Raw genomic sequence first — 19,510 nt, 5'->3', positions numbered from 1 at the left:
GGTTCAACCTCTCCAGAACGGCTTCAGGCCCTCGGCTCGGGCCTGCTCCAGGCTGATGCCAACGTCGCGCAACTGATTGGCATCCAGATCAAGCAGCGCTTTGCGGGTCACCCAGCGATGGCGGAACACGCCCCACCGGCTTAGCCCCGGTGGGCAGCCCGTCTGCACGCAAGGCGCTCGCCCCTCATGCAGCTCCTGGCTATGCAGCATCAGCCGTACATCGCTCAACCCGTTCATTTCCTGATCCCTCCATCACGCGTTCGTGTGATTTCATGATGACGGGCCGGGCAAATCCATTACAGATTCAAAAAAACCTTATTACTTCCATACAGACAACCCCATCGCGAGGCTGAATCCTGTATTTTGACGGCATCTGTACTGGTCAACTGAATCGATCGCCATCGAGAGTACGCCATGACGCTCTACGTCAATCTTGCCGCCCTGCTCGGCACTCGCATTGAAAACGGTTTTTATCGCCCTGGAGACCGGCTGCCCTCGGTCCGCGCACTGAGCCTGGAGCACGGCGTCAGCCTGAGCACCGTGCAACAGGCGTATCGCTTGCTGGAAGACAACGGGCTGGCATCGCCGAAACCTAAATCAGGTTATTTCGTCCCGTCCGGACGTACGATCCCCGCCTTGCCGGTGGTGGGACGACCGGCGCAACGGCCCGTCGAAATTTCCCAATGGGAACAAGTCCTCGAGCTGATCCGCAGTGTGCCCAATGCCAATGTGATCCAGCTCGGGCGCGGCATGCCAGACGTCAGCAGCCCGACCCTGAAACCCCTGCTGCGCGCGCTGGCCAAGATCAGTCGGCGCCAGGACATGCCAGGGCTGTATTACGACAACATCTACGGCACCCAAAGCCTGCGCGATCAGGTCGCGCGCCTGCTGCTGGATTCTGGGTGTCAGCTCTCGGCCAACGATCTGGTGATCACCACCGGCTGCCATGAAGCGTTGTCCACCAGCATCCGCGCCGTTTGCGAGCCGGGCGACATCGTGGCGGTGGACTCGCCAAGCTTTCACGGCGCCATGCAGACCCTCAAGGGCCTGGGGATGAAGGCCCTGGAAATCCCCACCGACCCCATTACCGGCATCAGCCTCGATGCGCTGGAACTGGCGCTGGAACAGTGGCCGATCAAAGCCATTCAACTGACCCCCAACTGCAACAACCCGCTGGGCTACATCATGCCCGAGGCGCGCAAGCGGGCCCTGCTGAGCCTCGCTCAACGCTTTGATGTGGCGATCATCGAAGACGATGTGTATGGCGATCTGGCCTACAACTATCCCCGACCGCGAACGATCAAATCCTTCGACGAAGACGGTCGCGTCCTCCTGTGCAGCTCGTTCTCGAAAACCCTGGCGCCAGGACTGCGCATTGGTTGGGTCGCGCCGGGGCGCTATCTGGAGCGGGTGCTGCACATGAAATACATCAGCACCGGCTCGACCGCCACTCAACCGCAACTGGCGATTGCCGAATTTCTAGAATCTGGGCACTACGAGCCGCATTTGCGGCGGATGCGCGGGCAGTATCAGCGCGGTCGCGACCAGATGACCGATTGGGTCATGCGCTACTTTCCGGCAGGCACCCGTGTCAGTCGGCCCCAAGGCGGTTTTATGCTGTGGGTTGAGCTGGTTGAGGATTTCGACACCTTGCGCCTGAATCGCGCGTTGCTCGACCAAGGCGTACAGATCGCCGTGGGCAGCATTTTCTCGGCGTCCGGCAAGTACCGCAATTGCCTGCGGATGAACTACGCCGCCAAACCGACGGCGCAGATCGAGGACGCCGTGCGCAAAGTAGGCTCGACCATCACCCGCCTGCTGGCCGAGACGGAACCGGCCACCCACTGACGTTTGCCCCGCCATGCGGGGCTAGGGAAAAAAGGGCTCTAAGCCACGACCGGCTGCGCCCCGAACGCACCACGGCGCAGGGACAAAATCACCAGACCGAAGGAACCCGCGGCCATGAGCAATGGCAGGGCATGCCCACTGACCCATTGGCTGCCCGCGCCTGCCGCCAGTGGCCCGAGCAAGCAGCCGATCCCCCACAGCTGAGCGATGTGTGCGTTGGCACGAACCAGTGAATCATCGCGATAACGCTCGCCGATCAGAATCAACGACAAGGTGAACAACCCACCGGCGCTGGCACCGAACAACACCCACACTGGCCAGATCAGCACGGTATCAAGCAGCAGCGGAATCGCCAGACTCGACAGCATGAGTAACAGCGCACAGCCCGAAAACAGCGTGCGTCGAGAAACCCTGTCAGCCAGCGCACCAATCGGCAATTGCAGGAGCGCATCACCGACCACCACCGTGCTGACCATGAATAATGCGACTTCCGGGGTAAAGCCCTGGCGCAGGCAGTAGATCGGCAGCAAGGTCAGAATCATTGCCTCGAACGCCGCGAACAGTGCCACCGCCCAAGCAATCGCTGGCAGTCCTCGGCAAAAGCCAAACAGATCGCTGAAGGTCACGTTGCAGGCTTCAGCGCTGGGCGCGCCGGTACGCCCCAGCAGCAACAGCGGCGAACAGAGCAGCAGCACGACGCCAACCCAAAAACCGTAATCCGCTTCGGCGCCGATAATGCCCAGCAGCAGGGGGCCGGCCAGTTGGCTCAGGGCATAGCTGCTGCCATACAGCGCCACCAACCGGCCGCGCCAACGCTCGACCACCAGTTGATTGATCCAGCTTTCGCCAAGAATGAACACGATGGTCAGGATGACCCCGATCAACAGACGCAACCCTACCCAGACCCAATAGTTGGGCAACAAGGCCAGCAAACCGATGGACAACGCCCCGGCCCACAAGCACAGACGCATCAACAGTGGCGTCCCGAAGCGCGCGGCCAGGCGGCTGGCGAAACTCGCCCCGACCAGCACGCCAATCGCCGGCATCGCCGCCATCACTCCGATGGCAAAAGAACCGTAGCCCCAGCTTTCCAGGCGCAAGGACACCAACGGCATGCTCACGCCCAAGGCCAATCCGACACTCAAGACCGAGGCCAGAACAGCGAAATAAGTACCCCAACGCATTGCCCACGCTCCTGTGGATAACGTGTACCGACGATCAAAACAAAACAGCCGGGCTTCCTGATGTGGAGAGCCCGGCTGCTTTTCGGTTGTCTTGCACACCGCTTGCGCGAGTTTATTCGCGCCTACAGTGGATCAAAACCCTGAAGGAGCGAATTCATTCGCGACCTAGCCGGATTACAACTTGATCCAGGTCGCCTTCAGCTCGGTGTACTTGTCGAACGCATGCAGCGATTTATCGCGGCCGTTGCCCGACTGCTTGAACCCGCCAAACGGTGCGGTCATGTCGCCGCCATCGTACTGGTTGATCCACACGCTACCGGCACGCAGCGCCTTGGCCGTCAGATGAGCCTTGGACAGGTTAGCGGTCCACACAGCCGCCGCCAGGCCATAAGCCGTGTCGTTGGCGATCTGGATAGCTTCTTCCACGGTATCGAAGGCAATCACCGACAGCACTGGGCCGAAAATTTCTTCCTGAGCGATTTTCATCGCATTGCTGACGCCGTCAAAAATCGTCGGCTCAACATAAGTGCCGCCCGTTTCCTGCAGCGTGCGCTTGCCGCCTGCGACCAACGTGGCGCCATCGGCATGACCCGACTCGATGTAAGACAACACCGTGTTCAGCTGCTGGGTGTCGACCACCGCCCCCACATTGGTTTGCGGGTCCAGCGGATTACCTGGCTTCCAGGCCTTGAGTGCTTCGATCACCAGCGGCAGGAACGTGTCCTTGATCGACCGTTCGACCAGCAGACGCGAACCCGCAGTGCACACTTCGCCCTGGTTGAAGGCGATAGCGCCAGCAGCCGATTCGGCGGCGGCTTGCAGATCCGGTGCGTCGGCAAATACGATATTCGGGCTCTTGCCACCGGCTTCCAGCCAGATGCGCTTCATGTTCGACTCGCCGGAATAGATCAGCAATTGCTTGGCGGTTCTGGTCGAGCCGGTGAAGACCAGCGTATCGACATCCATGTGCAAGGCCAGCGCCTTGCCGACGGTATGACCATAGCCAGGCAGAACGTTGAGCACGCCCGCCGGGATACCGGCTTCAACCGCCAGTTGGGCGATGCGAATAGCGGTCAACGGAGATTTTTCCGACGGTTTGAGGATGACCGAGTTGCCAGTGGACAGCGCTGGACCGAGTTTCCAGCAGGCCATCATCAGCGGGAAGTTCCACGGCACGATGGCCGCCACAACACCGATGGGTTCGCGCGTCACCAGACCCAGTTGGTCATGGGGCGTGGCGGCCACTTCGTCGTAAATTTTGTCGATCGCTTCACCGCTCCAGCTCAGCGCCTGGGCGGCTCCAGGGACATCAATGCTCAACGAGTCGCTGATCGGCTTGCCCATGTCGAGGGTTTCGAGCAGGGCCAATTCTTCAGCGTTCTGTTTCAACAGACCGGCAAAACGGATCATCGCCGCCTTGCGTTTGACAGGGGCCAGACGTGACCACACGCCAGAGTTGAACGTAGCGCGGGCACTGTCGACAGCACGCTGGGCATCGGCAGCCTCGCAACTGGCAACCTGTGCCAGGACGCGGCCATCGACAGGGCTGATGCATTCGAAGGTGGCGCCAGAAACCGCAGCGGTGTATTCACCGTTGATGTAAGCACGGCCTTCGATCTTCAGATCTTTGGCACGCTGTTCCCAGTCAGCACGAGTCAGGGTGGTCATACGAGTGTCCTCCTGTTGTTTTTTGAATACGGATGGCATCAGCCAAGGGCAAACCCCACCCTAAACCAAGTGACTGGGAAATTTCCAATATATTTGACACTTCAGGCCAAACGGCGTTTTGTTGTTCATTTTATTCAACATGAAACGCGTTAGCTGGGAGCGAATCACGATGAACATCGAAAATATTGTCGACTTCAGCCAGGCCAACACCACGCCAGAACGCTACGTGCCCGCGCCAGAAAAAATCCTCAAGGGCAACCCGGAGCAAACCGTCTACAACCATTACAACAGCCCCTGCGGCCAACTCAGCGCCGGCGTTTGGGAAGGTGCAATCGGTCAATGGACGGTGAATTACACCGAACATGAGTATTGCGAAATCGTGCAGGGCGTATCGGTGCTACGCGACGAGGATGGCAACGCCAAAACCCTGCGTGCCAGTGATCGCTTTGTGATTCCTGCGGGCTTCAAAGGCACCTGGGAAGTGCTGGAAGCCTGTCGCAAGGTGTATGTGGTGTTCGAACAAAAGGCCTGAGCAACAGCTGCCTTCACTGAAATTCAGGCACAAAAAAACCCGCCTTCTCAGGCGGGTTTTTTTGTAAGAAGCGAAATCAATTACTTGATTTTGGCTTCTTTGTAGATCACGTGCTTACGAGCAACCGGATCGAATTTTTTAATTTCGATTTTGTCCGGAGTGGTGCGTTTGTTCTTATCGGTGGTGTAGAAATGGCCTGTGTTAGCGCTCGACACCAAACGGATCAATTCACGCATGACTATCTCCCTTAGACCTTAGCGCCATTGGCGCGAATTTCGAGAAGAATGACATCAATGCCACGCTTGTCGATGATACGCATGCCTTTGGCAGATACGCGCAGACGCACAAAACGATTCTCGGACTCGACCCAGAAGCGGTGATGCTGCAGGTTCGGCAGGAAACGACGACGGGTTTTGTTGTTTGCGTGGGAAATGTTATTCCCGGTTACCGGACCCTTACCGGTAACTTGACATACTCTCGACATGCCTCAGCCCTCTAAAACCACATGCCCAACCCGGCATGGGTTGGCCGCTTAATCTCTCAGTCATTTGGCGCCAGGCGCCGCGTTTCTTTAGGGGTCTTACCGGCCACACCTACAAACGAAGGAACCGGGCCCCTAGAAAAGAGCGCTGCTTTATACCAGAAACACCGAGGTGCAACAACAGCGCATGCACATTACCTTGTTTTGGCAGACCGTGTTTTGCCTTCAGGCTCAACCCGTGCGGGCGCGGCAAGAAATATACCGCTCGTCGCACCAGACGGATTGTCCTGCGCCGATGCATAGTCTAGGGTAAGTCTCTCACCAGACTGCGCCCGCAGATGGGGCCCTCTCTGACAGGAATATCGCCATGCGTTTTACGCGTTTCGCAGCCCTTTCGCTCCTGCTCGCGCCCTTTTTCAGCACATTGCCGGCTCAGGCTGCGACCACCCTCAGCGTCTGCACCGAAGCCAGCCCCGAAGGGTTTGATGTCGTGCAGTACAACTCGCTGACGACGACCAACGCCTCCGCCGACGTGCTCATGAACCGTTTGGTGGAGTTCGATGCGCAGAGCGGCAAACTGCTGCCCAGTCTGGCGGAAAGCTGGAGTGTCTCGGCGGATGGCCTGACCTACGACTTCAAACTACGCGCCGGGGTGAAGTTTCACCACACCGATTACTTCAATCCGACCCGTGACCTGACCGCAGAAGACGTGCAATTCAGCTTCCAGCGCATGCTCGACCCGGCCAACCCGTGGCATAAGGTCGCCCAAAGCGGCTTTCCGCATGCACAATCGATGCAGTTACCCACACTGATCAAGAATATAGAAGCACCTGACGCTCTCACCGTCCGCTTTACCCTCAACCACCCGGATTCGACCTTCCTGGCAACGCTGAGCATGGGCTTTGCGTCGATCTATTCCGCCGAATACACCGCGCAGCTACTGAAGGCGGGCACCCCGGAAAAGCTCAACAGCCAACCCATCGGTACCGGCCCATTCGTCTTCAAGCGCTTCCAAAAGGACGCTGTGGTGCGTTATGTCGCCAACCCGGACTACTTCAGCGGCAAGCCTGCCGTTGACGCGCTGGTGTATGCGATCACGCCGGACGCCAACGTGCGACTGCAGAAAATCCGCCAGAACGAGTGCCAGATCGCCCTTTCACCCAAACCTCTGGATATTCAGGCTGCCAGCAAAGACCCACAGCTGAAAATCGAAAAAGCCGCAGCGTTCATGACCGCTTTTGTCGCGATCAACAGCCAGCACCCGCCGCTGGACAAGCCTGAAGTTCGCCAGGCGATCAACCTCGCTTTCGATAAAAACAGCTACCTCAAAGCGGTATTCGAAAACACCGCTGAAAACGCGACCGGGGTTTATCCGCCCAACACCTGGAGCTACGCCAAAGACCTTCCCGGCTATCAGCATAATCAGGCCAAAGCCCGTGAGTTGCTGGCCAAAGCCGGTATCAAGGATGGCTTCAAAACCACGATCTGGACTCGCCCATCCGGCAGTTTGCTCAACCCTAACCCAAGTCTCGGCGCGCAATTGTTGCAGGCAGACCTGGCTGCAGTCGGGATCAAAGCCGAGATCAAGATCATCGAGTGGGGCGAGTTGATTCGTCGCGCCAAGGCTGGCGAGCATGACCTGCTGTTCATGGGCTGGGCAGGCGATAACGGCGATCCGGATAACTTCCTGACACCGCAGTTCTCCTGCGCCGCCGTGACCTCAGGGACCAACTTCGCCCGTTATTGCGACCAGGGCCTGGACAAACTGATCAGCGCAGGCAAAGCCACCAGCGATCAAGCCGAGCGCAGCGCCTTGTACCTCAAGGCTCAGACGCAAATCCAGCAACAGGCCTTGTGGCTGCCGCTGGCACACCCCACCGCTGCCGCACTGACGCGCAAAGACGTACAGGGTTATCAGGTGAGTCCATTCGGTCGCCAGGACTTTTCCCACGTCACATTGAAGTAGATACAGAACGAAAATAGCGCGCTGTACACTTTTCGTACGACCAACAGGCCGCGCACCCACCGTGCGCGGCCTGTGCTTCTCACATCAAGCCGGCTTCCACCATCGACAACGGGTCGCCATCACCGATGATGAAGTGATCGAGCACCTTCACGTCGATCATGTCCAGAGCGTCCTTGAGCAGGTGGGTCAGCTTGCAGTCATCCTCGCTGGGGTCGGGCACGCCGGACGGATGGTTGTGGCACAGGATCAACGCCGCCGCATTGTGCGCCAGGGCGCGCTTGACCACTTGCCGGGGATGGACCTCGGCGCAGCTGATCGACCCTCGAAACAACGCCTCGAACGCCAACACCCGATGCTTGGTGTCCAGAAACAGACAGGCGAAAACCTCGTGCGGCTCGTGCCTGAGCTGCGCCTTGAGGTAATCGCGCACCCCTTGCGGGTTCTCCAGGCTTGAATCGCGCTTCAAACGTTCGGCCATATGCCGACGAGACATCTCCATCACCGCCTGCAACTGCGCGAACTTTGCGGGGCCCAGCCCCAACTCCAGACAGAAGGTTTGCAGGTCAGCCTCCAGCAACGATCTGAGGCTGCCGAATTGCTTCAGCAAATGTCGCGCAAGGTCCACGGCGCTTTTTCCGGTAACACCCGTGCGCAAAAAAATCGCCAACAGTTCGGCATCGGAAAGGCTCGCCGCCCCCTGCTCAAGAAGCTTCTCCCGCGGACGCTCGGCCGCAGGCCAATCACGAATACTCATAGCACCTCCATGTGTGTGGGGACCGCTGTTCCCGTGCGGTCGCTGTGCTATCTTAGCCCATCTTTTTTGCGCGGCGATCTGGCCTGGGGAGGCGTCATCGCCGTCGCGTTCACTCGACTAAAAGGCACGCCTATGCAGCGGCTGTATCGAAAACGCATTGTTCTCGGCGTCGGCGGCGGCATCGCCGCCTACAAGAGCGCCGAGCTGGTCCGTCGGTTACGCGATCAGGGCGCAGAAGTGCGTGTTGTCATGACCCGCGGCGGCAGTGAGTTCATCACGCCTCTGACCATGCAAGCCTTGTCCGGTAATCCGGTGCACATGGATTTGCTCGACCCGGCAGCAGAAGCGGCCATGGGCCATATCGAGCTGGCCAAGTGGGCCGACCTGGTGCTGATCGCCCCGGCCACCGCCGACCTGATCGCGCGCCTGGCCCAAGGCATCGCCAATGACCTGTTGACCACCGTCGTGCTGGCCACTGACGCCTCTGTAGCGATTGCGCCAGCCATGAACCAGGCGATGTGGCGCGATCCAGCGACGCAGGCCAACACCCACCTGCTCGAAGAGCGCGGCATGCGCATGTTCGGTCCTGCATCGGGCAGCCAGGCCTGCGGTGATGTCGGCTTTGGCCGCATGCTCGAAGCGGACGAACTGGTGCAACGTGCCGCCGATTGTTTCCGGCGCGAGTCGCTGACCGGCAGGCACGTCCTGATCACCGCCGGCCCGACCCAGGAAAACATCGACCCGGTACGCTACATCACCAACCACAGCTCGGGGAAAATGGGGTTTGCCTTGGCCGAAGCGGCGGTTGAAGCTGGCGCCCGGGTGACCTTGATCACCGGCCCGGTCAATCTGCCAACCCCGGACCGCGTCACCCGGATCGACGTGGTCAGTGCGCGCGACATGCTCGCCGCCTGCGAAGCCGCGATCCCCTGCGATCTGTTTATCGCCTCCGCAGCGGTGGCCGATTACCGTCCCGAAGTGGTCGCACCGCACAAACTCAAGAAAGACCCCAGCAACGGTGACGGCCTGCTGTTGCAGATGGTCCGCAACCCGGACATTCTTGCCACCATTGCTGGCCGCCCGGACCGTCCATTCAGTGTCGGCTTCGCTGCCGAAACCGAACATCTGCTCGACTATGCTGCACGCAAGCTCAAGGACAAGAACCTGGACCTGATCGTCGCCAACGATGTGGCTAACCCCAGCATCGGTTTCAATAGCGAAGAGAATGCGTGCAGCGTGATTGACCGGGCACTGCACGAAACTTTTTTTGCCCAGACCAGCAAAGGCAAAATTGCCCGCCAGCTGATCACTTTTATCGCCGACCGTCTGAACCAGGTTTAATCACGCATGCATGCTTTACAAGCCAAGATCCTCGACCCCCGCATTGGTAGCGACTTCCCTCTTCCGGCCTACGCCACCGAGGGCTCCGCCGGTCTCGACCTGCGCGCGATGCTGCAAGAAGACACGATCATCGAACCGGGCCAGACCCTGCTGATCCCCACAGGGCTGTCGATTTACATTGGCGATCCCGGCCTCGCCGCGTTGATTCTGCCGCGTTCGGGCCTTGGCCATAAACACGGCATCGTGTTGGGCAATCTGGTCGGTTTGATCGACTCCGATTACCAGGGCGAGTTGATGGTGTCCTGTTGGAATCGCGGCCAGACCGCCTTCAAAATCTCAATCGGCGAACGCCTTGCTCAACTGGTGCTGGTGCCGGTCGTACAAGCGCACTTCGAGTTGGTCGAAGAGTTCGACGAAAGCCAGCGTGGTGCTGGCGGTTTTGGTCACTCAGGCAGCCACTGAAACACCGTCTAAAATGGCCACTTGAACCCTGACCCGGCCGTTTGGGCCCTAACGGGCACCAAACGGCTCAGGAAAGACCCTTTGCGATTCAGGATGAATACCGGGGAGAGGTGATGTGAAAGGCTTTAAGCGCACCGCCACAGCAAGCAACCACTCGCAACCCCCCGACAGTCCGTCATCGGCTGCCCGTCAGCCCATTCTTTCGCCCGGCCTTGTTTCGGCTATCGCAGGGCTACTCACGGCCAGCGTGTTGTTGTGGCTGGCGTTATTCAGCCAGCCGCACCAGCAAACCCGGCTCAGCCAGGCTTGGGGTTCTAGCCAGGCCAGCGCCTTGGGCCTGGCACTCAAACAACTGAACGCCGAGACGCAAACCGCCGCGCTCGACGGCGCACTTGCTCAAGCACTGCAAAGCAAAGACCCGACCTCGATCAGCCAGGCTGAAAATCAGCTGCGCTATCACGACAGCGTGGTGGGCGCACGGCTCAACCCTCTCGGCCGGACCGACGTGGATGCACAAGCTCCCGTGCCGGTGAATTTTTCCACCCTGGACATGCTCAACAAAGCCGCACTCGGCCAGACGCCCTCCCCCGAAGCGCGCAAAGTCGGCGAGCGCTGGCTGGTCTATAGCGTTGCGCCGCTGCGGGCGAGCCCGGGCGCACCGATCACCGGCACGCTGTTGCTGGCGTTCGACCTGCAACGGGTGCTGAGCGCGCTGCCGGTTTTGCTCACTGATATTGGTCAGGTCCAGGTAACCCAACAGTTCGGCGCCAGTCCCGGGCAAGTTCTGCTGCAACGCGGTCAGCCTGCAGCAGGTTCGTCACAGGCGTTCGACACCGGCCAACCCAACTGGAAACTCGACTTCACGCCGGGCCCGGCGCTCGATTCATCAGTGCCCTGGCTGTTTCTGGCGCTGGCGGCGCTGGTTGCGCTGGCCGGTGTTGTGCTTGGGCTGTACCTCAACGACAGCGCCTTGCAGCGGCGCATTTCGGCAGACGCCCGACAGCTGGACCAACTGCTTCAAGAACTCTCAGGCGGAAAAGCCGTCAAAGCTTTCGGATTAAGCCTGCCAGCCCTGAATGGGTTGGCCCAGAGCCTGGCCAGATTTTCGGTGCGTAATGCGCCATCGACCACGGTCCAAGACAAGAACCGCTTCAATAACGACTTAGCGACAAGCAGTGCCCCAGCGTCGACTCAGCCCAATGCCCCGCGTACTGAGTGGGTCGATCCGCTGTTTCAAGATACCGACATTCTCGATATCGACTTCCTCGACGAAAACCAGGACTTCCTGAGATTGGAGCACCCCCCAGTTATGAGCAGTACAGCATTGGTGGCACCTAAATTTCCTGACACCATCTTCCGCGCCTACGATATTCGTGGCGTCGTCGGTGACACCCTCTTCGCAGAAACGGCTTACTGGATTGGTCGCGCCATCGGCTCCGAGAGTCTGGCCAAGAATGAACCTAACGTCTCCGTAGGCCGCGATGGCCGCCTGTCCGGCCCGGAACTGGTACAGCAACTGATTCAGGGCCTGCACGACAGCGGCTGCCACGTCAGCGATGTCGGCCTGGTACCGACCCCTGCGCTCTATTACGCCGCCAACGTGCTTGCCGGTAAAACCGGTGTGATGCTGACCGGCAGCCACAACCCGCGAGACTACAACGGCTTCAAGATCGTCATTGCTGGCGACACCCTGGCCAATGAACAGATCCAGGCTTTGCACACGCGCCTGAAAACCAACGATCTGACCACCGGCAAAGGCAGCATCGAGAAAGTCGACATTCTTGATCGCTACTTCAAGCAAATCACCGAAGACGTTGTCCTCGCCCGACGCATGAAGGTCGTGGTCGACTGTGGCAACGGCGCGGCGGGCGTCATCGCTCCGCAACTGCTTGAAGCTCTGAACTGCGAAATCATCCCGCTGTTCTGCGACGTCGACGGCAACTTCCCGAACCACCACCCTGATCCAGGCAAACCGGAAAACCTCGTTGACCTGATCGCCAAGGTCAAGGAAACCGGTGCCGACCTGGGCCTGGCCTTCGACGGTGACGGTGACCGCGTAGGCGTCGTCACCAACACCGGTAACATCGTGTTCCCGGATCGCCTGTTGATGCTGTTCGCCAAAGATGTAGTGTCACGCAATCCCGGTGCCGATATCATTTTCGACGTCAAATGCACCCGCCGCCTGACCCCGTTGATCCGCGAATACGGCGGTCGTCCGGTGATGTGGAAGACCGGTCACTCGCTGATCAAAAAGAAGATGCGCGAAAGCGGTGCGCTGCTGGCAGGCGAAATGAGCGGGCACATCTTCTTCAAGGAACGCTGGTTCGGTTTCGACGACGGCATCTACAGCGCGGCACGCCTGCTGGAAATCCTCAGCCAGGAGAAAGGCACCGCTGAAGAAGTCTTCGCGACCTTCCCGAATGATATTTCCACACCGGAAATCAATATCGATGTGACGGACGTGACCAAGTTCAGCATCATTGAAGCGCTGCAACGCGATGCCCAATGGGGCGACGCACAGTTGACCAGCATTGATGGTGTGCGAGTGGACTACCCCAAAGGCTGGGGTCTGGTGCGTGCATCCAACACCACGCCGGTCTTGGTATTACGCTTCGAGGCCGATACTGAAGCCGAATTGCAGCGCATCAAGGACGTGTTCCACGCCCAGCTCAAGAACGTTGCGCCCGACCTCAAATTACCGTTTTGAATGAACCCTTGTTTTCACTGGAGCCCTGAATGACCCTCGAACACGATGCCGCTGCTAATGTAGCCAAAGTTTTGTCCGAAGCGCTGCCTTACATTCGCCGATTTGTCGGCAAGACGCTGGTGATCAAATACGGCGGCAACGCTATGGAGAGCGAGGAGCTGAAAACCGGCTTTGCGCGCGATATCGTGCTGATGAAAGCCGTCGGTATCAACCCGGTAGTGGTTCACGGCGGGGGCCCGCAAATCGGCGACCTGCTCAAGCGCCTGTCCATCGAAAGCCACTTCATCGACGGCATGCGCGTCACTGACGCACAAACCATGGACGTGGTGGAAATGGTCCTGGGCGGCCAGGTCAACAAGGACATCGTCAACCTGATCAACCGCCACGGCGGCAGCGCCATTGGCTTGACCGGCAAAGACGCTGAACTGATTCGCGCGCGAAAGCTCACGGTCACCCGGCAGACGCCAGACATGACCAAGCCGGAAATCATTGATATCGGCCAGGTCGGTGAAGTGGTCGGGGTTAACACCGACCTGCTGAACATGTTGGTCAAAGGCGACTTTATTCCGGTCATCGCGCCCATCGGCGTTGGCCCTAACGGTGAGTCGTACAATATCAACGCCGACCTGGTTGCAGGCAAAGTCGCCGAGGCCCTCAAGGCCGAAAAACTGATTTTGCTGACCAACATCGCCGGCTTGATGAATAAACAAGGCGAAGTCCTGACCGGACTGACCACCGAACAAGTCGATGGCCTGATCGCCGACGGCACCATCTACGGCGGCATGCTGCCCAAGATCCGGTGCGCACTGGAAGCGGTTCAGGGCGGAGTCAACAGCTCGCACATCATCGACGGGCGCGTGCCCAATGCCGTGCTGCTGGAGATCTTCACCGACAGCGGCGTCGGCACCCAGATCACCAATCGCAAGCGGCATTGATTGATCGATACGTCACGCACAACTGAAAGGCCCCGTCCGGTTCACACCGGACGGGGCCTTTTTTTTCAGAGCCTATCAATGCTGTAACTGCTGAACCCGCACTCGATCAACCGCAAAATCGGCCTCAGCCTGTTTGCGCGAACCCTGATAACGCTCGACTTCAGCCTTGAGGCTTTGCTGGTCGTCACGCAGGCTGTTCATCTGATCGAGTAACGGCTGCGGTACGGCACGACCGGCACGTTCCTGGGCCGCAGCCTGCCCCTGAAGAGTGCTCTGCTGAGAGATCAAGCCTTGCAGATTGCCCTGTGCCACGGCAATCAAGGCATCCAGCTCGGCGAGCTTGCGGGTCTTGGCACTGTCGACATCGCTCACGCTGCTGTACAAATGCAGCAGTTGAGCATTGGCGTCGGCCTTGGCCTTGTCGGTCTGCTGACGCTGGATTTCCTCTGCCGTGGGGGCTGGCGGCACGACCTGTATCACTCGGCCTCGCTCATTGAGCACCTGGTAACCTTTGCCGACATACTCCGGCGGCACGCCTTGACGGTCGAGAACGATCCCACCCTTGTTGTCGACGTAGCGATAGAGCAACACAGGCGTTTTATCAGCAGCCTGTACAGCCATCACATTCAACGCCAATAGCAGCCCCGCGGTGTTCAGCTTGAGCATAAATGCAGCATCCTCAAATTCCGTACTGCGTCCGATAAGCCTCGACCGCAGGCAAATATTGCTTGAGTTGTGGGTCATCGGCCAAAAATTGCAGCACCTGATTCAAGGACACGATGCTGATCACCGGGATACCGAAGTCACGTTCGACCTCCTGAATCGCCGACAGCTCACCATTGCCGCGTTCCTGACGATTCAGCGCGATCAACACACCGGCCGCTGTCGCGCCCTGGTCCTTGATGATCTGCATGACCTCACGAATGGCCGTACCGGCAGTGATCACATCGTCGATGATCAACACGTTGCCTTGCAATGGCGCGCCGACCAGGCTTCCGCCTTCGCCGTGAGCCTTGGCTTCCTTGCGATTGAAGCACCATGGCAGATCCAGCTGATGATGTTCAGCCAAGGCCACGGCCGTCGTGGCCGCCAGGGGAATGCCCTTGTAGGCCGGGCCGAACAGAACATCGAAAGAAATGCCGCTCTCAACCACCGCCTGGGCGTAGAAACGACCGAGCTGAGCCAGGGCAGAACCGCTGTTGAACAGGCCGGCATTGAAGAAATATGGACTGGTCCGTCCAGACTTCAAAGTGAACTCACCGAAGCGCAAAACACCGCGATCGATGGCAAAACGAATGAAGTCGCGCTGATATGCCTGCATGAAAAAAGCCCCAAATACCACGGATTTAGCTAATTAGGTAGAGCTCGGGTATCATACACGCACGTGATTTTTGGGGCCATTTATGCGGATCATCAGTGTGAACGTAAATGGCATTCAGGCTGCAGTCGAGCGTGGTTTGCTCAGTTGGCTACAAGCCCAGAATGCTGACGTCATCTGCCTACAGGACACCCGCGCCTCTGCCTTTGAACTGGACGACCCAGCCTTCCAACTGGATGGCTACTTCCTTTATGCCTGCGATGCTGAAGTCCCTGCCCAAGGCGGTGTGGCGCTCTACTCGCGGTTGCAACCAAAGGCTGTTATCAGCGGACTTGGCTTCGAAACAGCCGACCGTTACGGGCGCTATCTGCAAGCGGATTTCGACAAGGTCAGTATTGCGACCTTGCTGCTTCCTTCGGGAATGAACGGCGACGAAGACTTGAACCAGAAGTTCAAGCTTATGGACGATTTCGCGCGCTACCTGGATAAGCAACGACGCAAGCGTCGTGAATACATCTATTGCGGCTCGCTGTATGTCGCGCAACAGAAGCTAGATATCAAAAACTGGCGTGACAGCCAGCAATCTCCAGGCTTTCTTGCGCCAGAACGCGCATGGATGGACGAGATTGTCGGCACCATGGGCTATGTCGACGCCCTGCGTGAAGTCAGCCGTGAAGGCGATCAGTACAGCTGGTGGCCGGATAACGAACAAGCCGAAATGCTCAACCTCGGTTGGCGCTTCGACTATCAACTGCTGACCCCCGGTCTGCGCCGCTTCGTACGCAGCGCTCGCCTGCCACGTCAGCCACGCTTCTCGCAGCACGCTCCATTGATTGTGGATTACGACTGGACGTTGACCATCTGACGTCCAGCCGCCCACAAAAAAGCCGACTTCGTGTCGGCTTTTTTGCGGCTGCTGGTTTTGCGTTACTTGATCAAGCGCCAGGTAAACGGATACCGATAGGCAATCCCGTCGTTGGCCTTGACCCCGCCGATAATGGTCAACACCAGCGCGCCGACGCCGACCAGTACCAACAGCGGGAAGCCGATAATCACGACCATCAACAGGAAGCAGATCATTGCGGCAATCGCCACGGTGATCTGAAAATTCAGAGCTTCCTTGCCTTGGGCATCAATGAAAGGATCGGTCTCTTTCTTGATCTGCCAGAGAATCAATGGCCCCAGCAGATTGCCGAAAGGGAAGATCAGGCCGAAAAACGCCGCAAAGTGACAGAGCATCGCCCATTGACGAACCTCGGCACTGGGGGTCGGTAGCGGAAGCTGGCTGTCACTCATGATGCTTATCCTTAGCAGGTGTGATGGCTGAATCTATACCCGTGCCGATCAGTCGGCCAGCGCAGCTCGCTGCAGTTCGAACAGCTCGGCCATGCCGATGTTCGCCAATGCCAGCATCGCGTTCAGCTCTTCTGGCTGGAACGGCGCGCCTTCAGCGGTGCCCTGGACTTCGATAAAGCCGCCAGCACTGGTCATCACCACGTTGAGATCGGTCTCGGCAGCGGAGTCTTCCAGGTAGTCGAGGTCAAGTACTGGCTCACCCTGATACATACCCACCGACACCGCAGCAATCATCTGCTTGAGTGGATCGCCACCTTTGAGGCCGCCGCGCTTCTTGATGACTTTCAAGGCATCGACCAACGCAACCATGGCACCGGTAATGGACGCGGTACGCGTACCGCCATCGGCCTGGATCACATCGCAATCGACATACAGCGTCACTTCGCCCAGCTTGGACATGTCCAACGCTGATCGCAGGGAACGACCGATCAAACGTTGAATCTCCAGGGTACGCCCGCCTTGCTTGCCACGGCTCGCTTCACGCTGGTTACGATCACCAGTGGCGCGCGGCAGCATGCCGTACTCAGCCGTCAACCAGCCTTGGCCCTGACCTTTAAGGAAGCGCGGCACGCCGCTCTCGACGCTGACCGTGCAAATCACTTTGGTGTCACCAAACTCGACCAGTACAGAACCCTCGGCGTGTTTGGTGTAGTTGCGGGTGATGCGGATCGAGCGGAGCTGATCGGCAGCGCGGCCACTTGGACGTTTCATTTGGGAATACCTGTACTGAGACGGAAAACTGCCGGGCATTATAGAGGTCACAACCCGAGCTGGGCACCTCTAATAAAGTTGCCGGGCCGATTCGGAGCTGCCAACAGCATTGCAGCCTGCACAAGAGCGACGCTCGGTAACGCCTTATGGCGTCGCCAGTTTGGGAGCATGCACCGCACTGCGCTACAATCCTGCGCCTTCGAAGCCTGTCGGCTATTTGTGACATTTATTCGGGCAGTCCTGCGCCCACGACAGTCTTCTCACCGACTGAACCCACGAGGTATTTCCCATGGTGCACAGCATGACGGCCTTCGCCCGAGTAGAACGGGCCGGCACCCAAGGCACGCTGAGCTGGGAACTGCGCTCGGTCAATCATCGTTATCTTGAGCCGCACCTGCGCCTGCCGGAGTCCTTTCGCGACCTGGAAGGCGCGGCCCGCGAAGCTCTGCGTCAGGGCTTGTCGCGCGGCAAGGTGGAATGCACGTTGCGCTTCACCGAAGAAACCGCTGGCAAACCGCTGCAGGTTGATCTCGAGCGCGCCGCACAATTGGTCGCCGCAGCAGAGACCGTAGCCAGCCTGATCAAGCAACCGGCCCCTCTGAATCCGCTGGAAGTACTTGCCTGGCCCGGCGTATTGGTGGCCGATGCCAGCGATCCGCAGGCGCTCAATAACGATGCACTGGCCCTGTTCAGCGAGGCGTTGAGCGAACTGAAAGCCGGTCGCGGCCGTGAAGGTGCCGACCTGGCCAAACTTCTAGACGAACGGCTAGTCTCGATAAACGAAGAAGTCGCAACCCTGCGTACGCTGGTGCCGCAGATGCTTGCGACCCAGCGCCAAAAGGTAATGGATCGCTTTGCCGACATGAAGGCCGAGCTTGATCCTCAGCGCCTGGAACAGGAAATGGTCCTGCTCGCACAGAAAAGTGACGTCGCCGAAGAACTGGACCGTCTCAGCACCCACGTTACCGAGGTGCGTCGCGTCCTCAAGACGGGCGGACAAGCAGGTCGGCGCCTGGACTTCCTGATGCAGGAACTCAACCGCGAAGCCAATACATTGGGCTCCAAAGCCTTCGACCCGCGCAGCACTCAAGCGGCGGTCAACCTCAAGGTGTTGATCGAGCAGATGCGTGAACAAGTGCAGAATATTGAGTAAGGCTACCCCAACATGACCCACAGTACCGGCACCCTTTATATCGTTTCTGCACCTTCTGGCGCGGGCAAAACCAGCTTGGTAAAGGCCCTGATCGACGCCCAGCCGCAGATCCGTGTCTCGGTCTCGCACACCACGCGCGCCATACGTCCGGGCGAAGTCGACGGGGTGAACTATCACTTTGTCGACCGCGCCGAGTTCGTGCGGATGATCGAGCACGGCGATTTTCTCGAACAGGCCGAAGTCTTCGGCAATATGTACGGCACCTCGCAGAGCCGCCTGCAGCAAACGCTTGATGAAGGCCATGACCTGATTCTGGAAATCGACTGGCAAGGGGCTGAACAAGTCCGCAAATTGCTGCCGGACGCACGCTCGATTTTCATCCTGCCACCGACCCAGCAAGCGTTGCGTCAACGCCTGACCAACCGCGGCCAGGACAGCGACGAGATCATCGAAGGACGCATGCGTGAAGCCGTCAGCGAGATGAGCCATTATGTGGAATACGATTTCATTGTGATCAACGATGACTTCGCCACCGCCCTGGAAGACCTTAAAGCGATCTTCCGCGCCAACCAGTTAAAGCAGAAACCACAACAGCAGCGTTTCAGCGATTTGCTTCGTCAACTGCTGGCTTGAAATACCGCTTTCGGGCATTTTAAACGTGCGTAAGCAACGTATTGGGGTGCCCCTGAAAAATCAGCGCTTCCCTAAACGCTGGTGTTTTTTTAAACTGTTCAGTCCGCTCGCCCATCCGGGCACCGCGCATACTGCATTTGCTACGAGGAATACCCATGGCCCGCGTGACCGTTGAAGACTGCCTAGACCACGTCGTTAATCGCTTTGAGCTGGTCATGCTCTCTACCAAGCGTGCCCGTCAATTGGCGACCGGCGGTAAAGAACCGAAACTGCCTTGGGAAAATGACAAGCCTACCGTTATGGCTCTGCGTGAAATCGCAGCGGGCCTGATGAATTACGCAGTCATTGCAGAAGCTGAAATCGTTGAAGATGAGCCGTTGTTCGGTAACTTCGAGGACGAGTCCAACGAGGCCGTCTAAGTCTATGCCTGGTCGACGTAGTACGGCACAGGGCAAAAGCCA

21 protein-coding genes are annotated in these 19,510 nt (G+C 58.7%); 11 read left to right on the top strand and 10 right to left on the bottom strand.

The genetic code is table 11. The features are described from left to right. Window positions 1-3 precede the first annotated feature (3 nt). Complete coding sequence (locus ACVBEG_RS25030; protein ID WP_322176991.1) at window positions 4-237, bottom strand: DUF1127 domain-containing protein; 234 nt, start codon at window positions 235-237, stop codon at window positions 4-6. Window positions 238-414: 177 nt separating this feature from the next. Here ACVBEG_RS25030 and ACVBEG_RS25025 point away from each other — a divergent pair, with 177 nt between their 5' ends. After that, window positions 415-1,848 carry an aminotransferase-like domain-containing protein gene (locus tag ACVBEG_RS25025; protein ID WP_322176992.1) on the top strand — a complete coding sequence of 478 codons (1,434 nt, stop codon included), beginning with the start codon at window positions 415-417 and terminating at the stop codon, window positions 1,846-1,848. A gap of 38 nt (window positions 1,849-1,886) precedes the next feature. Here ACVBEG_RS25025 and ACVBEG_RS25020 read toward each other — a convergent pair whose 3' ends face one another. Both ACVBEG_RS25020 and ACVBEG_RS25015 read right to left on the bottom strand, forming a co-directional pair. After that, a complete protein-coding gene (locus ACVBEG_RS25020; protein ID WP_219063045.1) occupies window positions 1,887-3,032 on the bottom strand; it encodes an MFS transporter in 1,146 nt (381 codons plus the stop codon). A gap of 174 nt (window positions 3,033-3,206) precedes the next feature. Continuing rightward, window positions 3,207-4,700: an aldehyde dehydrogenase gene (locus ACVBEG_RS25015; protein ID WP_330200923.1), complete on the bottom strand. Its 1,494-nt coding sequence runs from the start codon at window positions 4,698-4,700 to the stop codon at window positions 3,207-3,209. 169 nt (window positions 4,701-4,869) lie between these two features. Here ACVBEG_RS25015 and ACVBEG_RS25010 point away from each other — a divergent pair, with 169 nt between their 5' ends. After that, window positions 4,870-5,232: a cupin domain-containing protein gene (locus ACVBEG_RS25010; protein ID WP_447108391.1), complete on the top strand. Its 363-nt coding sequence runs from the start codon at window positions 4,870-4,872 to the stop codon at window positions 5,230-5,232. 80 nt (window positions 5,233-5,312) lie between these two features. On the opposite strand, the gene rpmG is transcribed toward ACVBEG_RS25010, so the two are convergent. Further along, window positions 5,313-5,468, bottom strand: a complete 156-nt coding sequence (gene rpmG, locus ACVBEG_RS25005) for a 50S ribosomal protein L33 (protein ID WP_219063048.1) — start codon at window positions 5,466-5,468, stop codon at window positions 5,313-5,315. 11 nt (window positions 5,469-5,479) lie between these two features. After that, the gene (rpmB, locus tag ACVBEG_RS25000; RefSeq protein ID WP_219063049.1) at window positions 5,480-5,716 is read right to left on the bottom strand and encodes a 50S ribosomal protein L28; all 237 of its coding nucleotides are present in this window, start codon (window positions 5,714-5,716) and stop codon (window positions 5,480-5,482) included. Window positions 5,717-6,080: 364 nt separating this feature from the next. On the opposite strand from rpmB, the gene ACVBEG_RS24995 reads away from it, so the two are divergent. Beyond that, a complete protein-coding gene (locus ACVBEG_RS24995; RefSeq protein ID WP_322176995.1) occupies window positions 6,081-7,679 on the top strand; it encodes an ABC transporter substrate-binding protein in 1,599 nt (532 codons plus the stop codon). Between the two features lie 79 nt (window positions 7,680-7,758). On the opposite strand, the gene radC is transcribed toward ACVBEG_RS24995, so the two are convergent. Then, window positions 7,759-8,433: a RadC family protein gene (gene radC, locus ACVBEG_RS24990; RefSeq protein WP_322176996.1), complete on the bottom strand. Its 675-nt coding sequence runs from the start codon at window positions 8,431-8,433 to the stop codon at window positions 7,759-7,761. A gap of 132 nt (window positions 8,434-8,565) precedes the next feature. On the opposite strand from radC, the gene coaBC reads away from it, so the two are divergent. The 4 genes from coaBC (at window position 8,566) to argB (ending at window position 13,878) form a co-directional block, all read left to right on the top strand. Continuing rightward, window positions 8,566-9,774: a bifunctional phosphopantothenoylcysteine decarboxylase/phosphopantothenate--cysteine ligase CoaBC gene (gene coaBC / locus ACVBEG_RS24985; protein ID WP_322176997.1), complete on the top strand. Its 1,209-nt coding sequence runs from the start codon at window positions 8,566-8,568 to the stop codon at window positions 9,772-9,774. 6 nt (window positions 9,775-9,780) lie between these two features. Then, window positions 9,781-10,236, top strand: a complete 456-nt coding sequence (gene dut / locus ACVBEG_RS24980; RefSeq protein WP_322176998.1) for a dUTP diphosphatase — start codon at window positions 9,781-9,783, stop codon at window positions 10,234-10,236. A 115-nt stretch (window positions 10,237-10,351) separates the two neighbouring features. Beyond that, window positions 10,352-12,943 carry a phosphomannomutase/phosphoglucomutase gene (locus ACVBEG_RS24975; protein ID WP_447108390.1) on the top strand — a complete coding sequence of 864 codons (2,592 nt, stop codon included), beginning with the start codon at window positions 10,352-10,354 and terminating at the stop codon, window positions 12,941-12,943. Between the two features lie 29 nt (window positions 12,944-12,972). After that, window positions 12,973-13,878: an acetylglutamate kinase gene (gene argB / locus ACVBEG_RS24970; protein WP_219063054.1), complete on the top strand. Its 906-nt coding sequence runs from the start codon at window positions 12,973-12,975 to the stop codon at window positions 13,876-13,878. 75 nt (window positions 13,879-13,953) lie between these two features. On the opposite strand, the gene ACVBEG_RS24965 is transcribed toward argB, so the two are convergent. Together ACVBEG_RS24965 and pyrE are read right to left on the bottom strand one after the other, a co-directional pair. Continuing rightward, complete coding sequence (locus tag ACVBEG_RS24965) at window positions 13,954-14,544, bottom strand: DUF4124 domain-containing protein (RefSeq protein ID WP_322176999.1); 591 nt, start codon at window positions 14,542-14,544, stop codon at window positions 13,954-13,956. A gap of 13 nt (window positions 14,545-14,557) precedes the next feature. Further along, window positions 14,558-15,199: an orotate phosphoribosyltransferase gene (gene pyrE, locus ACVBEG_RS24960; protein ID WP_322177000.1), complete on the bottom strand. Its 642-nt coding sequence runs from the start codon at window positions 15,197-15,199 to the stop codon at window positions 14,558-14,560. Window positions 15,200-15,281: 82 nt separating this feature from the next. On the opposite strand from pyrE, the gene ACVBEG_RS24955 reads away from it, so the two are divergent. After that, window positions 15,282-16,061 (top strand): exodeoxyribonuclease III, encoded by a 780-nt coding sequence (locus ACVBEG_RS24955; protein ID WP_322177001.1) that lies wholly within the window; start codon window positions 15,282-15,284, stop codon window positions 16,059-16,061. Window positions 16,062-16,123: 62 nt separating this feature from the next. Here ACVBEG_RS24955 and ACVBEG_RS24950 read toward each other — a convergent pair whose 3' ends face one another. Both ACVBEG_RS24950 and rph read right to left on the bottom strand, forming a co-directional pair. Beyond that, on the bottom strand, window positions 16,124-16,492 hold the full coding sequence (locus ACVBEG_RS24950) for a DUF4870 domain-containing protein (protein WP_322177002.1): 369 nt from the start codon (window positions 16,490-16,492) through the stop codon (window positions 16,124-16,126). 48 nt (window positions 16,493-16,540) lie between these two features. Then, window positions 16,541-17,263, bottom strand: a complete 723-nt coding sequence (rph, locus tag ACVBEG_RS24945) for a ribonuclease PH (RefSeq protein WP_322177003.1) — start codon at window positions 17,261-17,263, stop codon at window positions 16,541-16,543. A 289-nt stretch (window positions 17,264-17,552) separates the two neighbouring features. Between rph and ACVBEG_RS24940 the strand changes: the two genes are divergently transcribed. The 3 genes from ACVBEG_RS24940 to rpoZ all read left to right on the top strand — a co-directional run bounded on the left by ACVBEG_RS24940 (window position 17,553) and on the right by rpoZ (window position 19,468). Further along, on the top strand, window positions 17,553-18,416 hold the full coding sequence (locus ACVBEG_RS24940) for a YicC/YloC family endoribonuclease (protein WP_447108389.1): 864 nt from the start codon (window positions 17,553-17,555) through the stop codon (window positions 18,414-18,416). A 12-nt stretch (window positions 18,417-18,428) separates the two neighbouring features. Next, entirely contained in the window at window positions 18,429-19,049 is a 621-nt protein-coding gene (gene gmk / locus ACVBEG_RS24935; protein WP_322177005.1) for a guanylate kinase, read from the top strand. 155 nt (window positions 19,050-19,204) lie between these two features. Continuing rightward, entirely contained in the window at window positions 19,205-19,468 is a 264-nt protein-coding gene (rpoZ, locus tag ACVBEG_RS24930) for a DNA-directed RNA polymerase subunit omega (protein WP_322177006.1), read from the top strand. Window positions 19,469-19,510: the final 42 nt, after the last annotated feature.

It is taken from the genome of Pseudomonas sp. GG8, assembly GCF_052976945.1.
Note: the sequence above shows the minus strand (reverse complement) of the source record. Positions and strands in the feature narration are given on the sequence as shown.